This is a genomic window from Comamonas sp. CAH-2 (assembly GCF_009668305.1).
Lineage (GTDB): Bacteria > Pseudomonadota > Gammaproteobacteria > Burkholderiales > Burkholderiaceae_C > Comamonas > Comamonas aquatica.
This window is the reverse complement of the sequence record NZ_VSWF01000001.1, coordinates 201236-215662: the sequence shown is the minus strand read 5'-3', so window position 1 is coordinate 215662 and position 14427 is coordinate 201236. Positions and strand designations below refer to the sequence as shown.

Sequence of the window (14427 nt, the reverse complement as noted above, 5' to 3'; positions counted from 1 at the left end):
CATCTTTTTGCAATAGGCATGATTGTCAGGCAGGCGGGGCGCCCTTCTCGTTATGCTGGGCTTGGGCGTGCCACCGCCGCCGCAGGGTGGCGGTGCGCAGCCCCACCCTCTTCCCAGAACCACGGAGACCTTGACCATGCCAGCGGTACGCTACCCTTTCCCGGACCTGAACAGCCTGCCCGCGGACATCCGCGAGCGCATTCTGCAGGTGCAGGACAAAGCCGGCTTCATTCCGAATGTCTTCCTGGCCCTGGCCCGCCGGCCGGCCGAATGGCGTGCATTTTTTGCCTACCACGATGCACTGATGCTCAAGGAGGAAGGCAGCCTGACCAAGGGCGAGCGCGAGATGATCGTCACCGCCACCAGCGCCGCCAACCAGTGCCTGTACTGCGTGGTGGCCCACGGCGCCATCCTGCGCATTTACGAAAAGCAGCCACAGCTGGCCGACCAGGTGGCCGTGAACTACCGCAAGGCCGACATCACGCCACGCCAACGCGCCATGCTGGACTTCGCCATGAAGGTCTGCCAGCGCAGCCACGAGGTCGAGGACGCAGACTTTGCCCTGCTGCACGCCCATGGCCTGGACGACGAAGACATCTGGGACATTGCCGCGATCACGGCCTTCTTCGGGCTGTCCAACCGCATGGCCAGCTTCAGCAACATGCTGCCCAACCCGGAGTTCTTCACCATGGGCCGCCAGCCCAGGACCACGAGCTGAGCCAGACCCGCCACCATCGCCCCCTGCGGGAGTGCTCACAGCGCCACGCAAGAGATGAAAAAATTTATAGCACCTAGCGCTTATTGGAAAAGCGCTAGATCCATTTTTCACTCCAAAAAACGCTATCCCAGAGCGTCTGACCGCTGTGCCCCCACCCGCTGGCCCGAATGCCGGGGCAATGCAGCATCCAGACCAGCACGATCACTGCCCCCACTGAGCAAGCCCCTGGGGCGATCCTTCTCCATCGCGCAAGGCCGTGCGTGCCGTCAGCGCTCCAGTCCGTACTTGCGGATCTTGTCGTGCAACGTGGTCTTGGCCGTGGCCAGGGCCTGAGCCGTGCGCGCCAGGCTGCCGTCGTGGCGGCGCAGGGCTTCGGCGATCAGGGCGCGCTCGAAGGCCTCGACCGTGGCCGCCAGCGGCCGGGGCGCGGCCGTGGCCGCTTCGCCAAAGGGCGGGGAGCCGGCCTCGATGCCCAGCACCGTGCGCTCCGCCACGTTGCGCAGCTCGCGCACATTGCCCGGCCAGGGGTAGCTCAGCAATTGCTGCACGCGGCCCGGTGTCAGCTCGGGCACGGGGCGTTCGTGGCGCGCCGCGCCCTGCAGCGCAAAATGCTCGAACAGGCGCGGGATATCCTCGCGCCGCTCGCGCAGCGGTGGCAGGGTCACCGTGGCGACGTTCAGGCGGTAGTACAGGTCGGCGCGAAAACGCCCTTCGCGGCTCAGTTCCAGCAGGTCGGTCTTGGTCGCGGCGATCACACGGCAATCGATGGGGATCAGCGTGTTGGAGCCCAGGCGCTCCAACACCCGCTCCTGCAGCACGCGCAGCAGCTTGATCTGCATGGCCATGGGCATGCTCTCGATCTCGTCGAGGAACAGCGTGCCGCCACTGGCGTGCTCGATCTTGCCGATGCGCTTCTTGCTGGAGCCCGTGTAGGCCCCGGCTTCGCTGCCGAACATCTCGCTGTCGAACAAGGTGTCGGGCAGACCGCCGCAGTTGATGGCGACGAAGTTGCCGCCGCGCCGCGCGCTGGCCTCGTGCAGGCAGCGCGCCACCAGCTCCTTGCCGGTGCCGGTCTCGCCCTGAATCAGCACGTCGGCAGCGCTGCTGGCCAGGCCCAGCAGCATCTGGCGCAGCTGCTGCATGGCTGCGGAGCGGCCGATCAGGCGGCTCTCCAGGCTGTCGCGTTCGTCCAGGCGCTGGCGCAGCGCCCGCACTTCCAGCACCAGGCGGCGCTGCTCCAGCGCACGCCGCACGGCCCCCACCAGGTGCTCGGGGGCAAATGGTTTCTGGATGAAATCGTGCGCGCCATCCTTCATGGCCTGCACGGCCATGGACACGTCGCCATGGCCGGTGATCAGCACCACGGGCAATTCACGGTCCATGGCCATCAACTCTCGCAAGAACGCCATGCCGTCCATGCGGGGCAGGCGGATGTCGCTGACCACGATGCCCGCGAAATCGCGCGACAGGCGCCGGCGCGCCTGCTCGGCACTGCCCACGCTTTCGGTGGCGATGCCTTCGAGCTGCAGCGCCTGCTCGCAGCCCAGCACGATGTCGGGGTCGTCTTCGATGATCAGAACTTTGAGGGCGTCGGTCATGGGATGTGCGGAGGGGAAGGCGCCAGCGGCAGGCGCAGGGTGAAGACGGCCCCACCCTCAGGGTGGTTGGTGCCGGTCAGCGTACCGCCGCATTCGCGCACGATGCCGGCCGACAGCGCCAGCCCCAGGCCCAAGCCCACCCCTGCTTCCTTGGTGGTGAAAAAGGGCTGGAACAGGTGCTGCTGCGCGGCCTCGCTGAGGCCCGGGCCGTGGTCGCGCACGGTCACCAGGGCCGCGCCATCGACCTCGGCACAAGCCAGCTCCACCTGCGGTGCGGACTGGCCACGCATCGCGTCCAGGGAATTGTTGATGAGGTTGACCAGCACCTGTTCGATGCGGTTGCCATCACACCAGGCCACGGGGTCGGCCCCATCGGTCTGGCGCAGGATCTCGGCCCCGGTCTCGGCCACGCGCGGCTCGAGCACCGACAGGGCATTGTCCAGCGCGCGCGACAGCGGCACCGCCTGCGGAGCGCCGCTGGACTTGCGCGCGAAATTGCGCAGCTGGCCCGTGATGCGGCCCATACGGTCGGCCAGTTGCGCCATACGCTGCAGGTTGACACGCGTGGTGTCCAGGTCCCCGCGTTCCAGGAAACGCTGGCTGTTGCCCGACAGGGTGCGCAAGGCCGTCAGCGGCTGGTTGAGTTCGTGGGCGATGCCGGTGGACAGCTGGCCGATCACGGCCAGTTTGCCGGCCTGCACCAGCTCGTCCTGGGCGGCCCGCAACGTGGCTTCGGCGCGGATGCGCTCGGCCACCTCGTCTTGCAGCAGCTGGTTGGCCGAGGACAGGTCGGCCGTGCGCTGGGTGACCTTGCGCTCCAGCTCATCGTGGGCGGTCTGCAGGGCCTCGCGCGCGGCCAGACGGTCGCGCAGATGGCGGCGGCGCTCGTTGTACAGCAGGCCCAACAGGCCGACAAAAGCCGCACCGATGGCGGCGACCAGGGCACGGCTCTGGGCAATCTGGTCCACCTGTTCCAAGTGGGACAGCACGGTCAGCGTCCAGGGCGTGCCGGACAGCGGCCGCGACTGCGCCAGGAAGCGGCCCGAGACCGGGTAGACCGAGGCCGTGGTCGCACCGTCGCCACGCAGCCGCACCAAACGGGCACCCTGGTCCAGCTCGCGCATGGACTGCAGGCCCAAGGGCTGCAAGGGACGGCGGTTGTACTGTAGGCTGGCATCAAAGGCTTCGCGCATGGCGGCATCCAGCGGCAGCAGCGCGCGGAACTTCCAGTCGCTGACCGAGCTGAGAATGACCACCCCATGCTCGTCGCTGACCAACACCGGTGCTTCCACCGTGGACCAGGACTGCTCCAGCTGGTCCAGGCTGACCTTGACCACGGCCACGCCCACCGTGTGGCGGCTGTTGCCCAGGGCCGTGGCCAGGTAGTAGCCGGGTTCGCCGCGGGTGGTGCCGATGCCGAAGAAACGCCCGCTGCCGGTGTCCAGGGCATCGCGGAAATAGGGGCGGAAGGCGAGGTTCTCGCCGAAATAGCTGTCGGCGCGCCGCCAGTTGCTGGCGGCCACGACGCGCCCCTGGGTCGTGATGACATAGATGCTCAACGTGCCGGCGCGGTCATTGAGCTGCTCCAGGTAGGCATTGACCTTGCCGGCCAGTCCCGGCGTGTCCGGGGCCTGCAGCAGGTCCAGCACATCGCCCTCCAGCTCCAGCACCCCGGGCAGGAAGGCGTATTTGCCGATCTCGCGCTGCAGGCTGGCGCCGTACAGCTCCAGGCGGTGCATGCCGGTGGCGCGCAGCTCGGCGATGCCCACGCGCTGGGCCAGTTGGAGCGCCAGCCAGCCGCTCAGCCCCGTCAAGGCAAGCCAAAGCAGGAACAGAAGGAGCTGGCGCAGCGGGCGGCGGACTGGCATGGTGAGTGCGGCAATGGTAGCAGCGCCCGCCGCTGCGCCGGGGGCGCCGCCCGGAGTGGCCACGTGGTCGTTCAGGCGGCCTGGGGGGCGCCGTCCTCACCCGGTGCGGGCAGGACCTCTTCGCGCTCGGCCAGGGCCGGATCGACGGGGTCGATGGCGTTTTCCCACTTGGCGACCACGGCCGTGGCAATCGCGTTGCCCAGCACATTGGTCAGGGTACGGCCCATGTCCAGGAAGTGGTCAATACCCAGGATCAGCAGGATGCCGGCCTCGGGCAGGCCAAACATGGGCAGCACGGCGGCCACCACCACCAGCGAGGCCCGCGGCACGCCGGCAATCCCCTTGCTGGAGACCATGAGCACCAGCAGCATGGTGATCTGCGCCGTCAACGACATCTCGATGCCGTAGGCCTGGGCGATGAAGATCGCCAGGAAGGTGGTGTAGACCATGGAGCCATCGAGGTTGAACGAGTAGCCCAGGGGCAGCACAAAGCCCGTGACACGCGGCTTGACGCCGAACTTCTCCAGCTGCTCCATCAACTTGGGGTAGGTCGATTCGCTGCTGGCCGTGGAAAAGCCCACCAGCAGCGGGCCGCGGATCAGCTTGAGCAGGCGGAAGATGTCCTTGCCCAGCACCACATATCCGGCCACCACCAGCAGCAGCCACAGTGTGGCCAGGGCCAGGTAGAAGCTCAGCATGAACTTGCCGAACACCGACAGCATGCCCAGACCCTGGACGGTGATGGTGGCGGCCACGGCGCCGAACACGCCCACGGGGGCGAAGCGCATCACGTAGTCGGTGACCTTGAGCATCACGTGGACCACCTCCTCCATGGTGCTGACCAGCGAACGCGCGGTCTGGCTGTGCAGATGGCCCAGAGCCACACCGAAGAACAGCGCAAACACCAGGATCTGCAGCACCTCGTTGGTGGCCATGGCCTCGAAGATGTTCTTCGGGAAGACGTGGGTGATGAAGTCCTTGAGGTTCAGCGCCGAGGTCTTGAGCTGCAGACCAGCGGCCGAATCGGGCAGCGGCACATTCAGGGCATGGCCAGGCTGCAGCAGGTTGGAGAACACCAGACCGATGAACAGCGAGCAGAACGAGGCCGCAATGAACCAGCCCAGGGCACGGCTGCCGATGCGGCCCACGGCCTTGGCATCGCCCATGCCCGCCAGGCCTGCGACCAGGGTGGCAAACACCAGGGGCGCAATGATCATCTTGATCATGCGCAGGAAGATGTCGGTCAGGATGCTGAAGTAGCTGGCGATCTCCTTGGCCGCTTCGGGACTGGGAGCGTAGCTGTGGCAGGCATAGCCCACCAGCACACCCAGCACCATGGCCATCAGGACCAGGGTGGTCAAACGATTGAATTTCATGCGGTTTTCCGTTGATTGTTGGTCGGGCGTGCAAGTCAGCCCCAGGGGCGGCAGTGCTTGGCCCTGCCCTTGCCCCACGCCTGCAACACCAGGACCTCAAGCCACTGGGTGCCAGGCATGGTTTGTCTCCCGTACATACACAGCCACCGTTGTGGCCTGCGCTTGCATTCGCAGGGACCGTGCCAGCTCTAAAATCAACGCCAAGTGATTGATTTGCTTATGAGAAGCAAACATTTCCGCATAAAATCGCACGGATTTCCGAACAATCCACAGGGCCACACATTCGGAATTCCGAACATCGCCTTCTGCGACGGCCACTGTCACCCAGGCGTCACATCTGCGGCCAGGAAGGCCGGTTTCGGTCGTTTGCCAACGCTGTGCCCCGGCGCAGAACGTTGGATCCACACCAAGCACCGCATAGAATCGGCCGCAGTTTTGGTCCGTGCGCCTTGACACGCAGACGGCAAGAAAAAATTTTCACCATCCAAGAGAGACCCCCGATGACAAACGAAGAAATCTTGGCCCAGTACGGCCCGCGCGAGGCCATGGAATACGACGTCGTGATCGTGGGCGGAGGCCCTGGCGGCCTGGCCACAGCGATCCGCCTCAAGCAACTGGCGGCCGAGAAGGGCCAGGATGTCTCGGTGGTGGTGCTGGAAAAGGGCTCCGAGCCCGGTGCCCACACCCTGTCGGGCGCCATCATGGACCCGGTCGCACTGAGCGAACTGATCCCCGACTGGAAGGCCAAGGGCGCGCCCCTGAACCAGCCCGTCACCGAAGACGCCATGGTGTTCCTGAGCGAGAAAGGCTCGCTGCGCACCCCCAACTTCCTGCTGCCCAAGTGCTTCCACAACGAAGGCAACTACATCGTCCGCCTGGGCTTTGTGACCAAGTGGCTGGCCGACCAGGCCGAAGCCCTGGGCGTGGAAATCTTCCCCGGCTTTGCAGCGGCCGAAGTGCTGTTCAACGACGATGGCTCCATCAAGGGGGTGGCCACCGGCAACATGGGCGTGGGCAAGGACGGCGAGCCCACGGGCGACTTCCAGTTGGGCATGGAACTGCACGGCAAGTACACCATCTTTGCCGAAGGCGCTCGCGGCCACCTGGGCAAGCAACTGATCGCCAAATTCCAGCTGGATGCCGACAAGGACCCGCAAACCTACGGCATCGGCATCAAGGAATTGTGGGAAATCGACCCTGCCCGCCACAAGCCCGGCATGGTCCTGCACACCGGCGGCTGGCCCATGGACAGCAAGACCTATGGCGGCGGCTTCTTGTACCACCTTGAGGACAACCTGGTCACGCTGGGTTATGTGGTCGGCCTGGACTACGCCAACCCCTACCTGTCTCCCTTCGAGGAGATGCAGCGCTGGAAGACCCACCCCAACATCCGCTACTACCTGGAAGGCGACGAGGCCCACGGCATCAAGCCGGCCAAGCGCATCTCCTACGGTGCCCGCGCCATCACGGCCGGCGGCATCCTGAGTCTGCCCAAGTTCGTGTTCCCCGGCGGTGCGCTGGTGGGCTGCGATGCTGGTTTCCTGAACGTGTCGCGCATCAAGGGCAGCCACGCCGCCATCAAGACCGGCATGCTGGCGGCCGAAGCCGCCTATGAAGCCATCGTGGCCGGCCGCCAGGGCGATGTGCTCTCGGCCTACGAAACCGCGTTTGAAAGCAGCTGGCTCTACGACGAACTGTGGAAGGCCCGCAACTTCAAGGCCTGGTTCAAGAAGGGCCTGTCCACCGCCACCGTCATGAACGGGGTCGAGCAGTTCCTGCTCAAGGGCAACATCCCCTGGACGCTGCACCGCGACAAGCCGGACCACGCTTACCTCAAGCCAGCGGCCGAGTGCCAGCCCATCGAATACCCCAAGCCCGATGGCAAGCTGACCTTTGACCGCCTGTCCAGCGTCTTCATCAGCAACACCAACCACGGCGAGGACCAGCCCGCCCACCTGACGCTCAAGGACGCTTCGGTGCCCGTGAGCATCAACCTGGCCAAGTACGCAGGACCGGAAAGCCGCTACTGCCCGGCCGGGGTCTACGAGTTCGTGGACAACGAGGCCGATGGCGGCAAGCGCCTGCAGATCAATGCGCAGAACTGCGTGCACTGCAAGACCTGCGACATCAAGGACCCCACGCAGAACATCGTCTGGGTGACGCCCGAGGGCGGTGGTGGCCCGAACTACTCCGGCATGTAAGCCCTGGCCGCATGCATCGTGCAAAAAAGACTCGCTTGGCGAGTCTTTTTTCATTGCAGAACGCACCAGCCTCATGCAAAACGCACCATATCGATACATTGCGCAACAAAATTGCGCAATGTAGGAAAACTGTCACACAGCCTGCGCGACAGCCCAGGGAGCCAACATCCGCTGCTATAGACTTGATCGGCTGCAAAGCGGCCACAGCTGGCCCGTTCTTTGCATGTGCATGTCGCAGGCCGCATCGGCTTCATAACAATGGTGGAGAAAAAGCAATGAACTTCAAGTCTTGGGCACCACTGGGTGCCATCGCATTGGCAATCGCTTCGATGACCAGCGCCCATGCGGCGGACAAATCCGTGGCCGTGACGGCCATCGTCGAGCACCCCGCCCTGGACGCCGTGCGTGATGGCGTGCAGGCCGCACTGAAGGACGCCGGCTTCGAAGCAGGCAAGAACCTGAAGTGGCAGTACCAAAGCGCCCAAGGCAACACCGGCACGGCCGCCCAGATCGCCCGCAAGTTCGTGGGCGACAAGCCCGATGCCATCGTGGCCATCGCCACTCCTTCGGCCCAGGCCGTGGTGGCCTCCACCAAGACCGTGCCCGTGGTGTTCTCCGCCGTGACCGACCCCGTGGCCGCCAAGCTGGTGGGTTCGTGGGAGCCTTCTAAGACCAATGTGACCGGCGTGTCCGACCTGCTGGCCCTGGACAAGCAGATGGACCTGGTCAAGCAGGTCGTGCCCGGTGCCAAGCGCGTGGGCATGGTCTACAACCCCGGCGAAGCCAATTCCGTGGTCGTGGTCAAGGAACTGCAAAAGCTGCTGCCCAGCCTGGGCATGACCCTGGTGGAAGCCGCCGCCCCCCGCTCCGTGGACGTGGGCAGCGCGGCCCGTTCGCTGATCGGCAAGGTCGACGTGATCTACACCAACACCGACAACAACGTGGTGTCGGCCTACGAATCCCTGGTCAAGGTTGGCCAGGACGCCAAGATCCCGCTGGTGGCCTCGGACACCGACTCCGTCAAGCGCGGCGCCGTGGCGGCCTATGGCATCAACTACCGTGACCTGGGCGAACAGACCGGCCGCATGGTGGCGCGCATCCTCAAGGGTGAAGCCGCTGGCAGCATCAAACCCGAAGTCAGCACCAAGATGGAGTTATTCGTGAACCCCGGCGCCGCTGAAAAGCAAGGCGTCAAGCTGTCCGACGCCCTGGTCAAGAGCGCCGCGCAAGTCGTGCAGTAAGCTTGCACCCTTCCCAAAGGCAGGTGCCAACGCCTTGGCCCTGCCTTTTTTCGTTGAACCCCAGCTACCGACCGTTTTCCTTCCATGTCCCTGTTTTCGCTGTTCGGTGCCATTGAAATTGGCCTGATCTTCGCCCTCGTCGCGCTGGGTGTGTACATCTCCTTTCGACTGCTGCGTTTCCCGGACCTGACCGTGGACGGCAGCTTTCCCCTGGGTGGCGCGGTCTGCGCCGTGCTGATTGCCGCAGGCACCAATCCCTGGATCGCCACCCTGGCCGCCACGGCGGCCGGCGCCGTGGCCGGCATGGTCACGGGCTGGCTCAACGTCAAGCTCAAGATCATGGACCTGCTGGCCTCGATCCTGATGATGATCGCGCTGTATTCCGTGAACCTGCGCATCATGGGCGGCCCCAACGTGCCGCTGATCAACGACCCCACCATCTTCAATCTGCTGCAACCCACCGGCATGGAAGACTACGTGTTCCGCCCCCTGCTGCTGCTGGTGATCGTGGTCGCGGCCAAGCTGGCCCTGGACTGGTTCTTTGCCACCGAGCGAGGCCTGGCCATCCGTGCCACCGGCTCCAACCCACGCATGGCCCGTGCCCAGGGCGTGAACACCGGCGCCATGATCCTGCTGGGCATGGCCGTCTCCAACGGCCTGGTCGGCCTGGCCGGCGCCATGTTCGTGCAGACCCAGGGCGGCTCCGACATCTCCATGGGCATCGGCACCATCGTCATCGGTCTGGCCGCCGTGATCGTGGGCGAGTCCATCCTGCCCTCGCGCAAGATCATCTGGGCCACGCTGGCCGTGGTGGTCGGCGCCATCGTCTACCGTTTCTTCATCGCCGCCGCACTCAACAGCGACTTCATCGGCCTCAAGGCGCAGGACCTGAACCTGGTCACCGCAGTGCTGGTGACCATCGCCCTGGTGATCCCCCAGCTCAAGCGCAAGCTGAGCCGCAAGTATTGATGCGCCCACTGTGAAGAAAGTCGAACCCCTATGTTGAGCGCCAAAAACCTCGAACTCACCTTCAACCCCGGCACCCCCATCGAAACCCGCGCACTGCGCGGCCTGTCGCTGGAGATCCCCGACGGCCAGTTTGTCACCGTCATCGGCTCCAACGGCGCCGGCAAGTCCACATTCCTGAACACCATCTCCGGCGACCAGAGCGTGGACAAGGGCAGCATCCACATCTCGGGCGAGGACATGACCCGTCGCCCGGTCTGGGACCGTGCCCACCGCGTGGCCCGCGTGTTCCAGGACCCCATGGCCGGCACCTGCGAAGACCTGACCATCGAAGAGAACATGGCCCTGGCGCACCGCCGGGGCGGCTCGCGCGGTCTGTCGCTGGCCGTCAAGGCCGAACACCGCGAGCTGTACCGCGAACGCCTGGCCACCCTGGGCCTGGGCCTGGAAAACCGCCTCAGCGACCGCATCGGCCTGCTGTCCGGCGGTCAGCGCCAGGCCGTCAGCCTGCTGATGGCGGCGCTGCAGCCCTCGCGCATCCTGCTGCTGGACGAGCACACCGCCGCGCTGGACCCGCGCACCGCCGACTTCGTGCTGCAGCTGACCGCACGCATCGTGGCCGAAAGCAAGCTGACCACCATGATGGTCACGCACAGCATGCGCCAGGCCCTGGACGTGGGCGAGCGCACGGTGATGCTGCACCAGGGCCAGGTGGTGCTGGACGTGCGCGGCGAAGAGCGCGCCCAGATGGATGTGCCCGACCTGCTGCAGATGTTCGAGAAGGTGCGCGGCGAAAAGCTGGCCGACGACGCCCTGCTGCTGGGCTGATCACAGCCCCTCCAAAAAAACATAGCTGCCCGTGCTTGCCCAGCAAGCGCCGGCGGCTTTTTTCATGCAAATCGCACAACCGCTCCCCATCCGGGTGCTGTGACGCACGGGCACCACCCCCAACTCAGCGGCGCTGCGCTGCCCGGCGGGCACGCCACTTGTCCAGCTCGGCGCCCAGGAACACCACGCCCCCCGCCAGGGCGACCTTGGCCCACTGCGCCGCATCCAGCGGCGCCGAGCCAAAGATGGACTGCAGCACCGGCAGGTGCACGAAGCCCAGCTGCAGCAGCAGGCAGGCCAGCAGCGTCCACACCAGCACCCAGTTGCCGTTCAGGGCCTCCCGGCTGAAGGCCGGGGCCAGCACCAAGCGGCTGCTGAGCAGGTAGCCCATCTCCGCCAGCACGATGGTGCTGACCGCCATGGTGCGCGCCACGGCCAGTTCGGTGCCCTGCGCCAGCTCCCACAGGAACAGGCCCAGCGCGGCCGCCATCATCAGCACCGAGACCAGCAGCACGCGCCAGATGAACAGGCCCGAAATCAAGGCCTCCTGCGGCGGACGCGGGGGCCGCTGCATGATGCCCGGCTCGGCCGGCTCGAAGGCCAGCGCCAGCCCCAGGGTGCAGGACGTGGCCATGTTGATCCACAGCACCTGGGCCGGCGTCATCGGCAGCGTCAGCTGAAACAGGATGGCGGCGATCACCACCAGCGCCTCGCCGCCGTTCGTGGGCAGCATGAACAGGATGAACTTGCGGATGTTGTCGTACACCGCGCGCCCTTCGTGCACGGCCGCGGCGATGGTGGCGAAGTTGTCGTCGGCCAGCACCACGTCGCCCGCCTCCTTGGCCGCTTCCGTGCCCTTGCCGCCCATGGCCACGCCCACATCGGCGCATTTCAGGGCCGGGGCGTCGTTCACGCCGTCGCCAGTCATGGCCACCACCTGGCCGTGCCGCTGCAGGGCCTGCACCAGGCGCAGCTTGTGCTCCGGGCTGGCGCGCGCGAACACGTCCACCTCCAGCGCCATGCGCTGCAGCTCGGCATCGTCCATCAGCTCCAGCTCGGCCCCGGTGACGGCGGGCTTGCCCGTCCCGATGGCCAGCTGCGCACCGATGGCGCGCGCGGTCTCGCCATGGTCGCCGGTGATCATCTTCACGCGGATGCCGGCCGCATGGCACTGGGCCACGGCCCGCACCGCCTCGTCGCGCGGCGGGTCGGCAATGCCGACCAGGGCCAGCAGGGTGTAGCCCTGGGCCACATCGGCAAACGCCAGCCCCTGCCCGGCGGGGGCCGCCCGCTTGCAGGCCAAGCCCAGCAGACGCAGGCCGCGCGCGGCCATGTCGGTGGCCATGCGTCGCCAGGTGTCGACATCCACGGGCCGCTCGCCCTGCGGCCCCCATTCCCGGTCGCAGATGTCCAGCATCTTCTCGGGCGCGCCCTTGGCAAAGATCCAGGGCGTGCCGGCGTCATCACGGTGGCCCGTGGCCATGAAGCGGTGCTGCGACTCGAAGGGGATGGAGTCGCTGCGCGGCCAAGCGGCCGCCGCCACCTCCTGCAGCAGTCCCGCCTTGTGGCCGGCCACCAGCAGCGCCCCTTCGGTCGGGTCGCCCACCACATGCCACTGGCCCTGGTCATCGAGCGCCATGCGCGCGTCGTTGCACAGCACGCCCGCCCGCAAGGCCAGCGCCAGGGCTTCGTGGCGGTCGGGGTCGATCACGTGTGCGCCCACCTGGAAGCGCCCCTCGGGCAGGTAGCCGGCACCGCTGACGGCCACGTCCAGCCCGGCGCAGACCACGCGCTGCACCGTCATCTCGTTGCGGGTCAGCGTGCCGGTCTTGTCCGAGCAGATCACCGTGACCGACCCCAGGGTCTCCACCGCCGGCAGGCGGCGCACGATGGCCTGGCGCTGCGCCATGCGCTGCACGCCCAGGGCCAGGGTGATGGTCATGATGGCCGGCAGCCCCTCGGGGATGGCCGAGGCCACCAACGCCACCACCAGCATGAACATGTCGGCCGCCGGGTGCCCGCGCAGCCAGACCCCCAGGACAAAGGTGAGCGCCGCCAGCCCCAGGATGACCCCGGCCAGCCGGTGGCCGAAATGGTCGATCTGGCGCAGCAAGGGGGTGCTGGTGCTGGCCACATCGGCCAGCAGGCGGTCGATGCGGCCGATCTCGGTGTCGCGTGCCGTGGCCACCACCAGACCGGTGGCCTGGCCATAGGCGACCAGGGTACCGGCATAGGCCATGCCACGGCGGTCCCCCAGGGGGGCCTCGGCGGCCACACCCTCTATGTGCTTGTCCACCGGCACGGACTCGCCGGTGAGCGCGGATTCATCGCAGCGCAGCTCCTTGACCTGCAGCAGCCGCAGGTCGGCCGGCACGCGGTCACCCGAGGCCAGCAGCACCACATCGCCGGTCACCAGGTCTGCCGCGTCAATCTCCTGGCGCTGGCCATCGCGCAGCACCACGGCATGCGGCGACAGCATGGCACGGATGGCATCCAGCGCCGATTCGGCCTTGCCCTCCTGCACAAAGCCGATGCCGGCATTGACCAGCACCGCCGCCAGCAGCACACCGGTGTCCACCCAGTGGCCCAGAAAGGCCGTGACCACCGCCGCGGCCAGCATGACGTACAGCAGCACGTTGTGAAACTGCAGCAGCAGGCGCAGCCAGGCACTGCGCCGGGGGGCCGCCTGCAAGCGGTTGGGTCCGTACTGGGCCAGGCGCTGTGCGGCCTGCGCGGCAGTCAGCCCCTGGGGGCGGCTGTCCAGTGCGGCCAGGGCCTGCTCGGCCGGTTGCGCGTGCCAAGGCGGTGCGGGTGGGGGGCAGTCTGGGCGTGGGGTCATGCGGCATCAGCTCCTTGCCCCAACTATGCGGGCAGTGCCGATGCTGCCACCGGCAGCACCATGACCGCCTGCTCGGATATGGCTTGACGGATCGCGCCAATTCCCGTTGCGCTCCCCGCCTGTGGCCGCCGCCGCTTAGCCCGCGATCGGCGTGCCCCACTGCGCGGCAGGCACGCAGGTGCCGCCCCACATCTCGGCCAGGCGGTGGCAGCGGCCCAGGGCCACGGCCCCGTCTTCAAAGTCGATGATGTAGCAGTCGTCGACCCCCCCGGGGCGCTGCGGTAGCGGGTCGAACCGGCCGTCGGTCAGCAGCCACACCGCCACCTGCGTGCCAGCCGGGGTGCGGCGCACGGTGTCCTGCACGGCATCGATGGCCGACTGGATGGGCGTGGCCCCGCCACCGCGCAATGGAGCGATCCAGTGCTCGTTGAACAGCCCGGCCTTGCCGGGCTTTTGCAGCCACTGCGCCTGCTCACCCGCAAAACCGAGGACGGCCATCGCGTCGCGGCGGCGGTAGAACAGCGTGGACAGGGCCAGCAAGCAGCCCTTGGCCCAGGCCAGCTTCTGCCCGCGCAGCATGGACGCGGACTGGTCCAGCAGCACCAGGTGCAAGGTCTTGCGCCCCTGCGGCTGGCGGCGGAAGTGCAGATGCTGCGGTTGCAGCGCACCAGGGCCCTTGGCCGCCAGCGTGGCGGCCCAGTTCAGCTGGCGGCTGGCCGGCCCCAGGCTGCGGCCCTTGCGTGCCGTGTTGCTGTCGCGCCCTGCCACGGCCTGTCCGGCCTGGCCCGTGGG

At 66.9% G+C, this 14427-nt stretch carries 10 protein-coding genes; 5 read left to right on the top strand and 5 right to left on the bottom strand.

What is annotated here, in order from left to right; translation table 11 throughout:
- Positions 1–136 precede the first annotated feature (136 nt).
- On the top strand, positions 137–718 hold the full coding sequence (locus tag FYM52_RS00960; RefSeq protein WP_154162721.1) for a peroxidase-related enzyme: 582 nt from the start codon (positions 137–139) through the stop codon (positions 716–718).
- 266 nt (positions 719–984) lie between these two features.
- On the opposite strand, the gene FYM52_RS00955 is transcribed toward FYM52_RS00960, so the two are convergent.
- The 3 genes from FYM52_RS00955 to FYM52_RS00945 form a co-directional block, all read right to left on the bottom strand.
- Entirely contained in the window at positions 985–2316 is a 1332-nt protein-coding gene (locus FYM52_RS00955; protein ID WP_154162720.1) for a sigma-54 dependent transcriptional regulator, read from the bottom strand.
- The gene (locus tag FYM52_RS00950; RefSeq protein ID WP_154162719.1) at positions 2313–4184 is read right to left on the bottom strand and encodes an ATP-binding protein; all 1872 of its coding nucleotides are present in this window, start codon (positions 4182–4184) and stop codon (positions 2313–2315) included. The genes FYM52_RS00955 and FYM52_RS00950 overlap by 4 nt, the downstream gene beginning before the upstream one ends.
- A 71-nt stretch (positions 4185–4255) precedes the next feature.
- Positions 4256–5560 carry a dicarboxylate/amino acid:cation symporter gene (locus FYM52_RS00945; protein ID WP_154162718.1) on the bottom strand — a complete coding sequence of 435 codons (1305 nt, stop codon included), beginning with the start codon at positions 5558–5560 and terminating at the stop codon, positions 4256–4258.
- Between the two features lie 500 nt (positions 5561–6060).
- On the opposite strand from FYM52_RS00945, the gene FYM52_RS00940 reads away from it, so the two are divergent.
- The 4 genes from FYM52_RS00940 (at position 6061) to FYM52_RS00925 (ending at position 10796) form a co-directional block, all read left to right on the top strand.
- Complete coding sequence (locus FYM52_RS00940) at positions 6061–7761, top strand: electron transfer flavoprotein-ubiquinone oxidoreductase (RefSeq protein WP_154162717.1); 1701 nt, start codon at positions 6061–6063, stop codon at positions 7759–7761.
- A gap of 275 nt (positions 7762–8036) precedes the next feature.
- Positions 8037–9002, top strand: coding sequence for an ABC transporter substrate-binding protein (locus tag FYM52_RS00935; RefSeq protein WP_154162716.1), 966 nt, complete (start codon positions 8037–8039; stop codon positions 9000–9002).
- Positions 9003–9086: 84 nt separating this feature from the next.
- Positions 9087–9971 carry an ABC transporter permease gene (locus FYM52_RS00930; protein ID WP_154162715.1) on the top strand — a complete coding sequence of 295 codons (885 nt, stop codon included), beginning with the start codon at positions 9087–9089 and terminating at the stop codon, positions 9969–9971.
- A gap of 30 nt (positions 9972–10001) precedes the next feature.
- Positions 10002–10796, top strand: a complete 795-nt coding sequence (locus FYM52_RS00925; protein WP_042412664.1) for an ABC transporter ATP-binding protein — start codon at positions 10002–10004, stop codon at positions 10794–10796.
- 124 nt (positions 10797–10920) lie between these two features.
- Here the strand turns inward: FYM52_RS00925 and FYM52_RS00920 are convergent, their stop codons facing one another.
- Both FYM52_RS00920 and FYM52_RS00915 read right to left on the bottom strand, forming a co-directional pair.
- Entirely contained in the window at positions 10921–13635 is a 2715-nt protein-coding gene (locus FYM52_RS00920; RefSeq protein WP_154162714.1) for a cation-transporting P-type ATPase, read from the bottom strand.
- A 135-nt stretch (positions 13636–13770) separates the two neighbouring features.
- Positions 13771–14403: a VWA domain-containing protein gene (locus tag FYM52_RS00915; RefSeq protein WP_202981128.1), complete on the bottom strand. Its 633-nt coding sequence runs from the start codon at positions 14401–14403 to the stop codon at positions 13771–13773.
- Positions 14404–14427: the final 24 nt, after the last annotated feature.

Bases quoted from the DNA above. Each gene is read 5' to 3' on its own strand.
- FYM52_RS00925 (WP_042412664.1), top strand. From the start codon at position 10,002: ATGTTGAGCGCCAAAAACCTCGAACTCACCTTCAACCCCGGCACCCCC.
- FYM52_RS00950 (WP_154162719.1), bottom strand. From the start codon at position 4,184: ATGCCAGTCCGCCGCCCGCTGCGCCAGCTCCTTCTGTTCCTGCTTTGG.
- FYM52_RS00935 (WP_154162716.1), top strand. From the start codon at position 8,037: ATGAACTTCAAGTCTTGGGCACCACTGGGTGCCATCGCATTGGCAATC.
- FYM52_RS00930 (WP_154162715.1), top strand. From the start codon at position 9,087: ATGTCCCTGTTTTCGCTGTTCGGTGCCATTGAAATTGGCCTGATCTTC.
- FYM52_RS00940 (WP_154162717.1), top strand. From the start codon at position 6,061: ATGACAAACGAAGAAATCTTGGCCCAGTACGGCCCGCGCGAGGCCATG.
- FYM52_RS00920 (WP_154162714.1), bottom strand. From the start codon at position 13,635: ATGACCCCACGCCCAGACTGCCCCCCACCCGCACCGCCTTGGCACGCG.
- FYM52_RS00960 (WP_154162721.1), top strand. From the start codon at position 137: ATGCCAGCGGTACGCTACCCTTTCCCGGACCTGAACAGCCTGCCCGCG.
- FYM52_RS00945 (WP_154162718.1), bottom strand. From the start codon at position 5,560: ATGAAATTCAATCGTTTGACCACCCTGGTCCTGATGGCCATGGTGCTG.
- FYM52_RS00955 (WP_154162720.1), bottom strand. From the start codon at position 2,316: ATGACCGACGCCCTCAAAGTTCTGATCATCGAAGACGACCCCGACATC.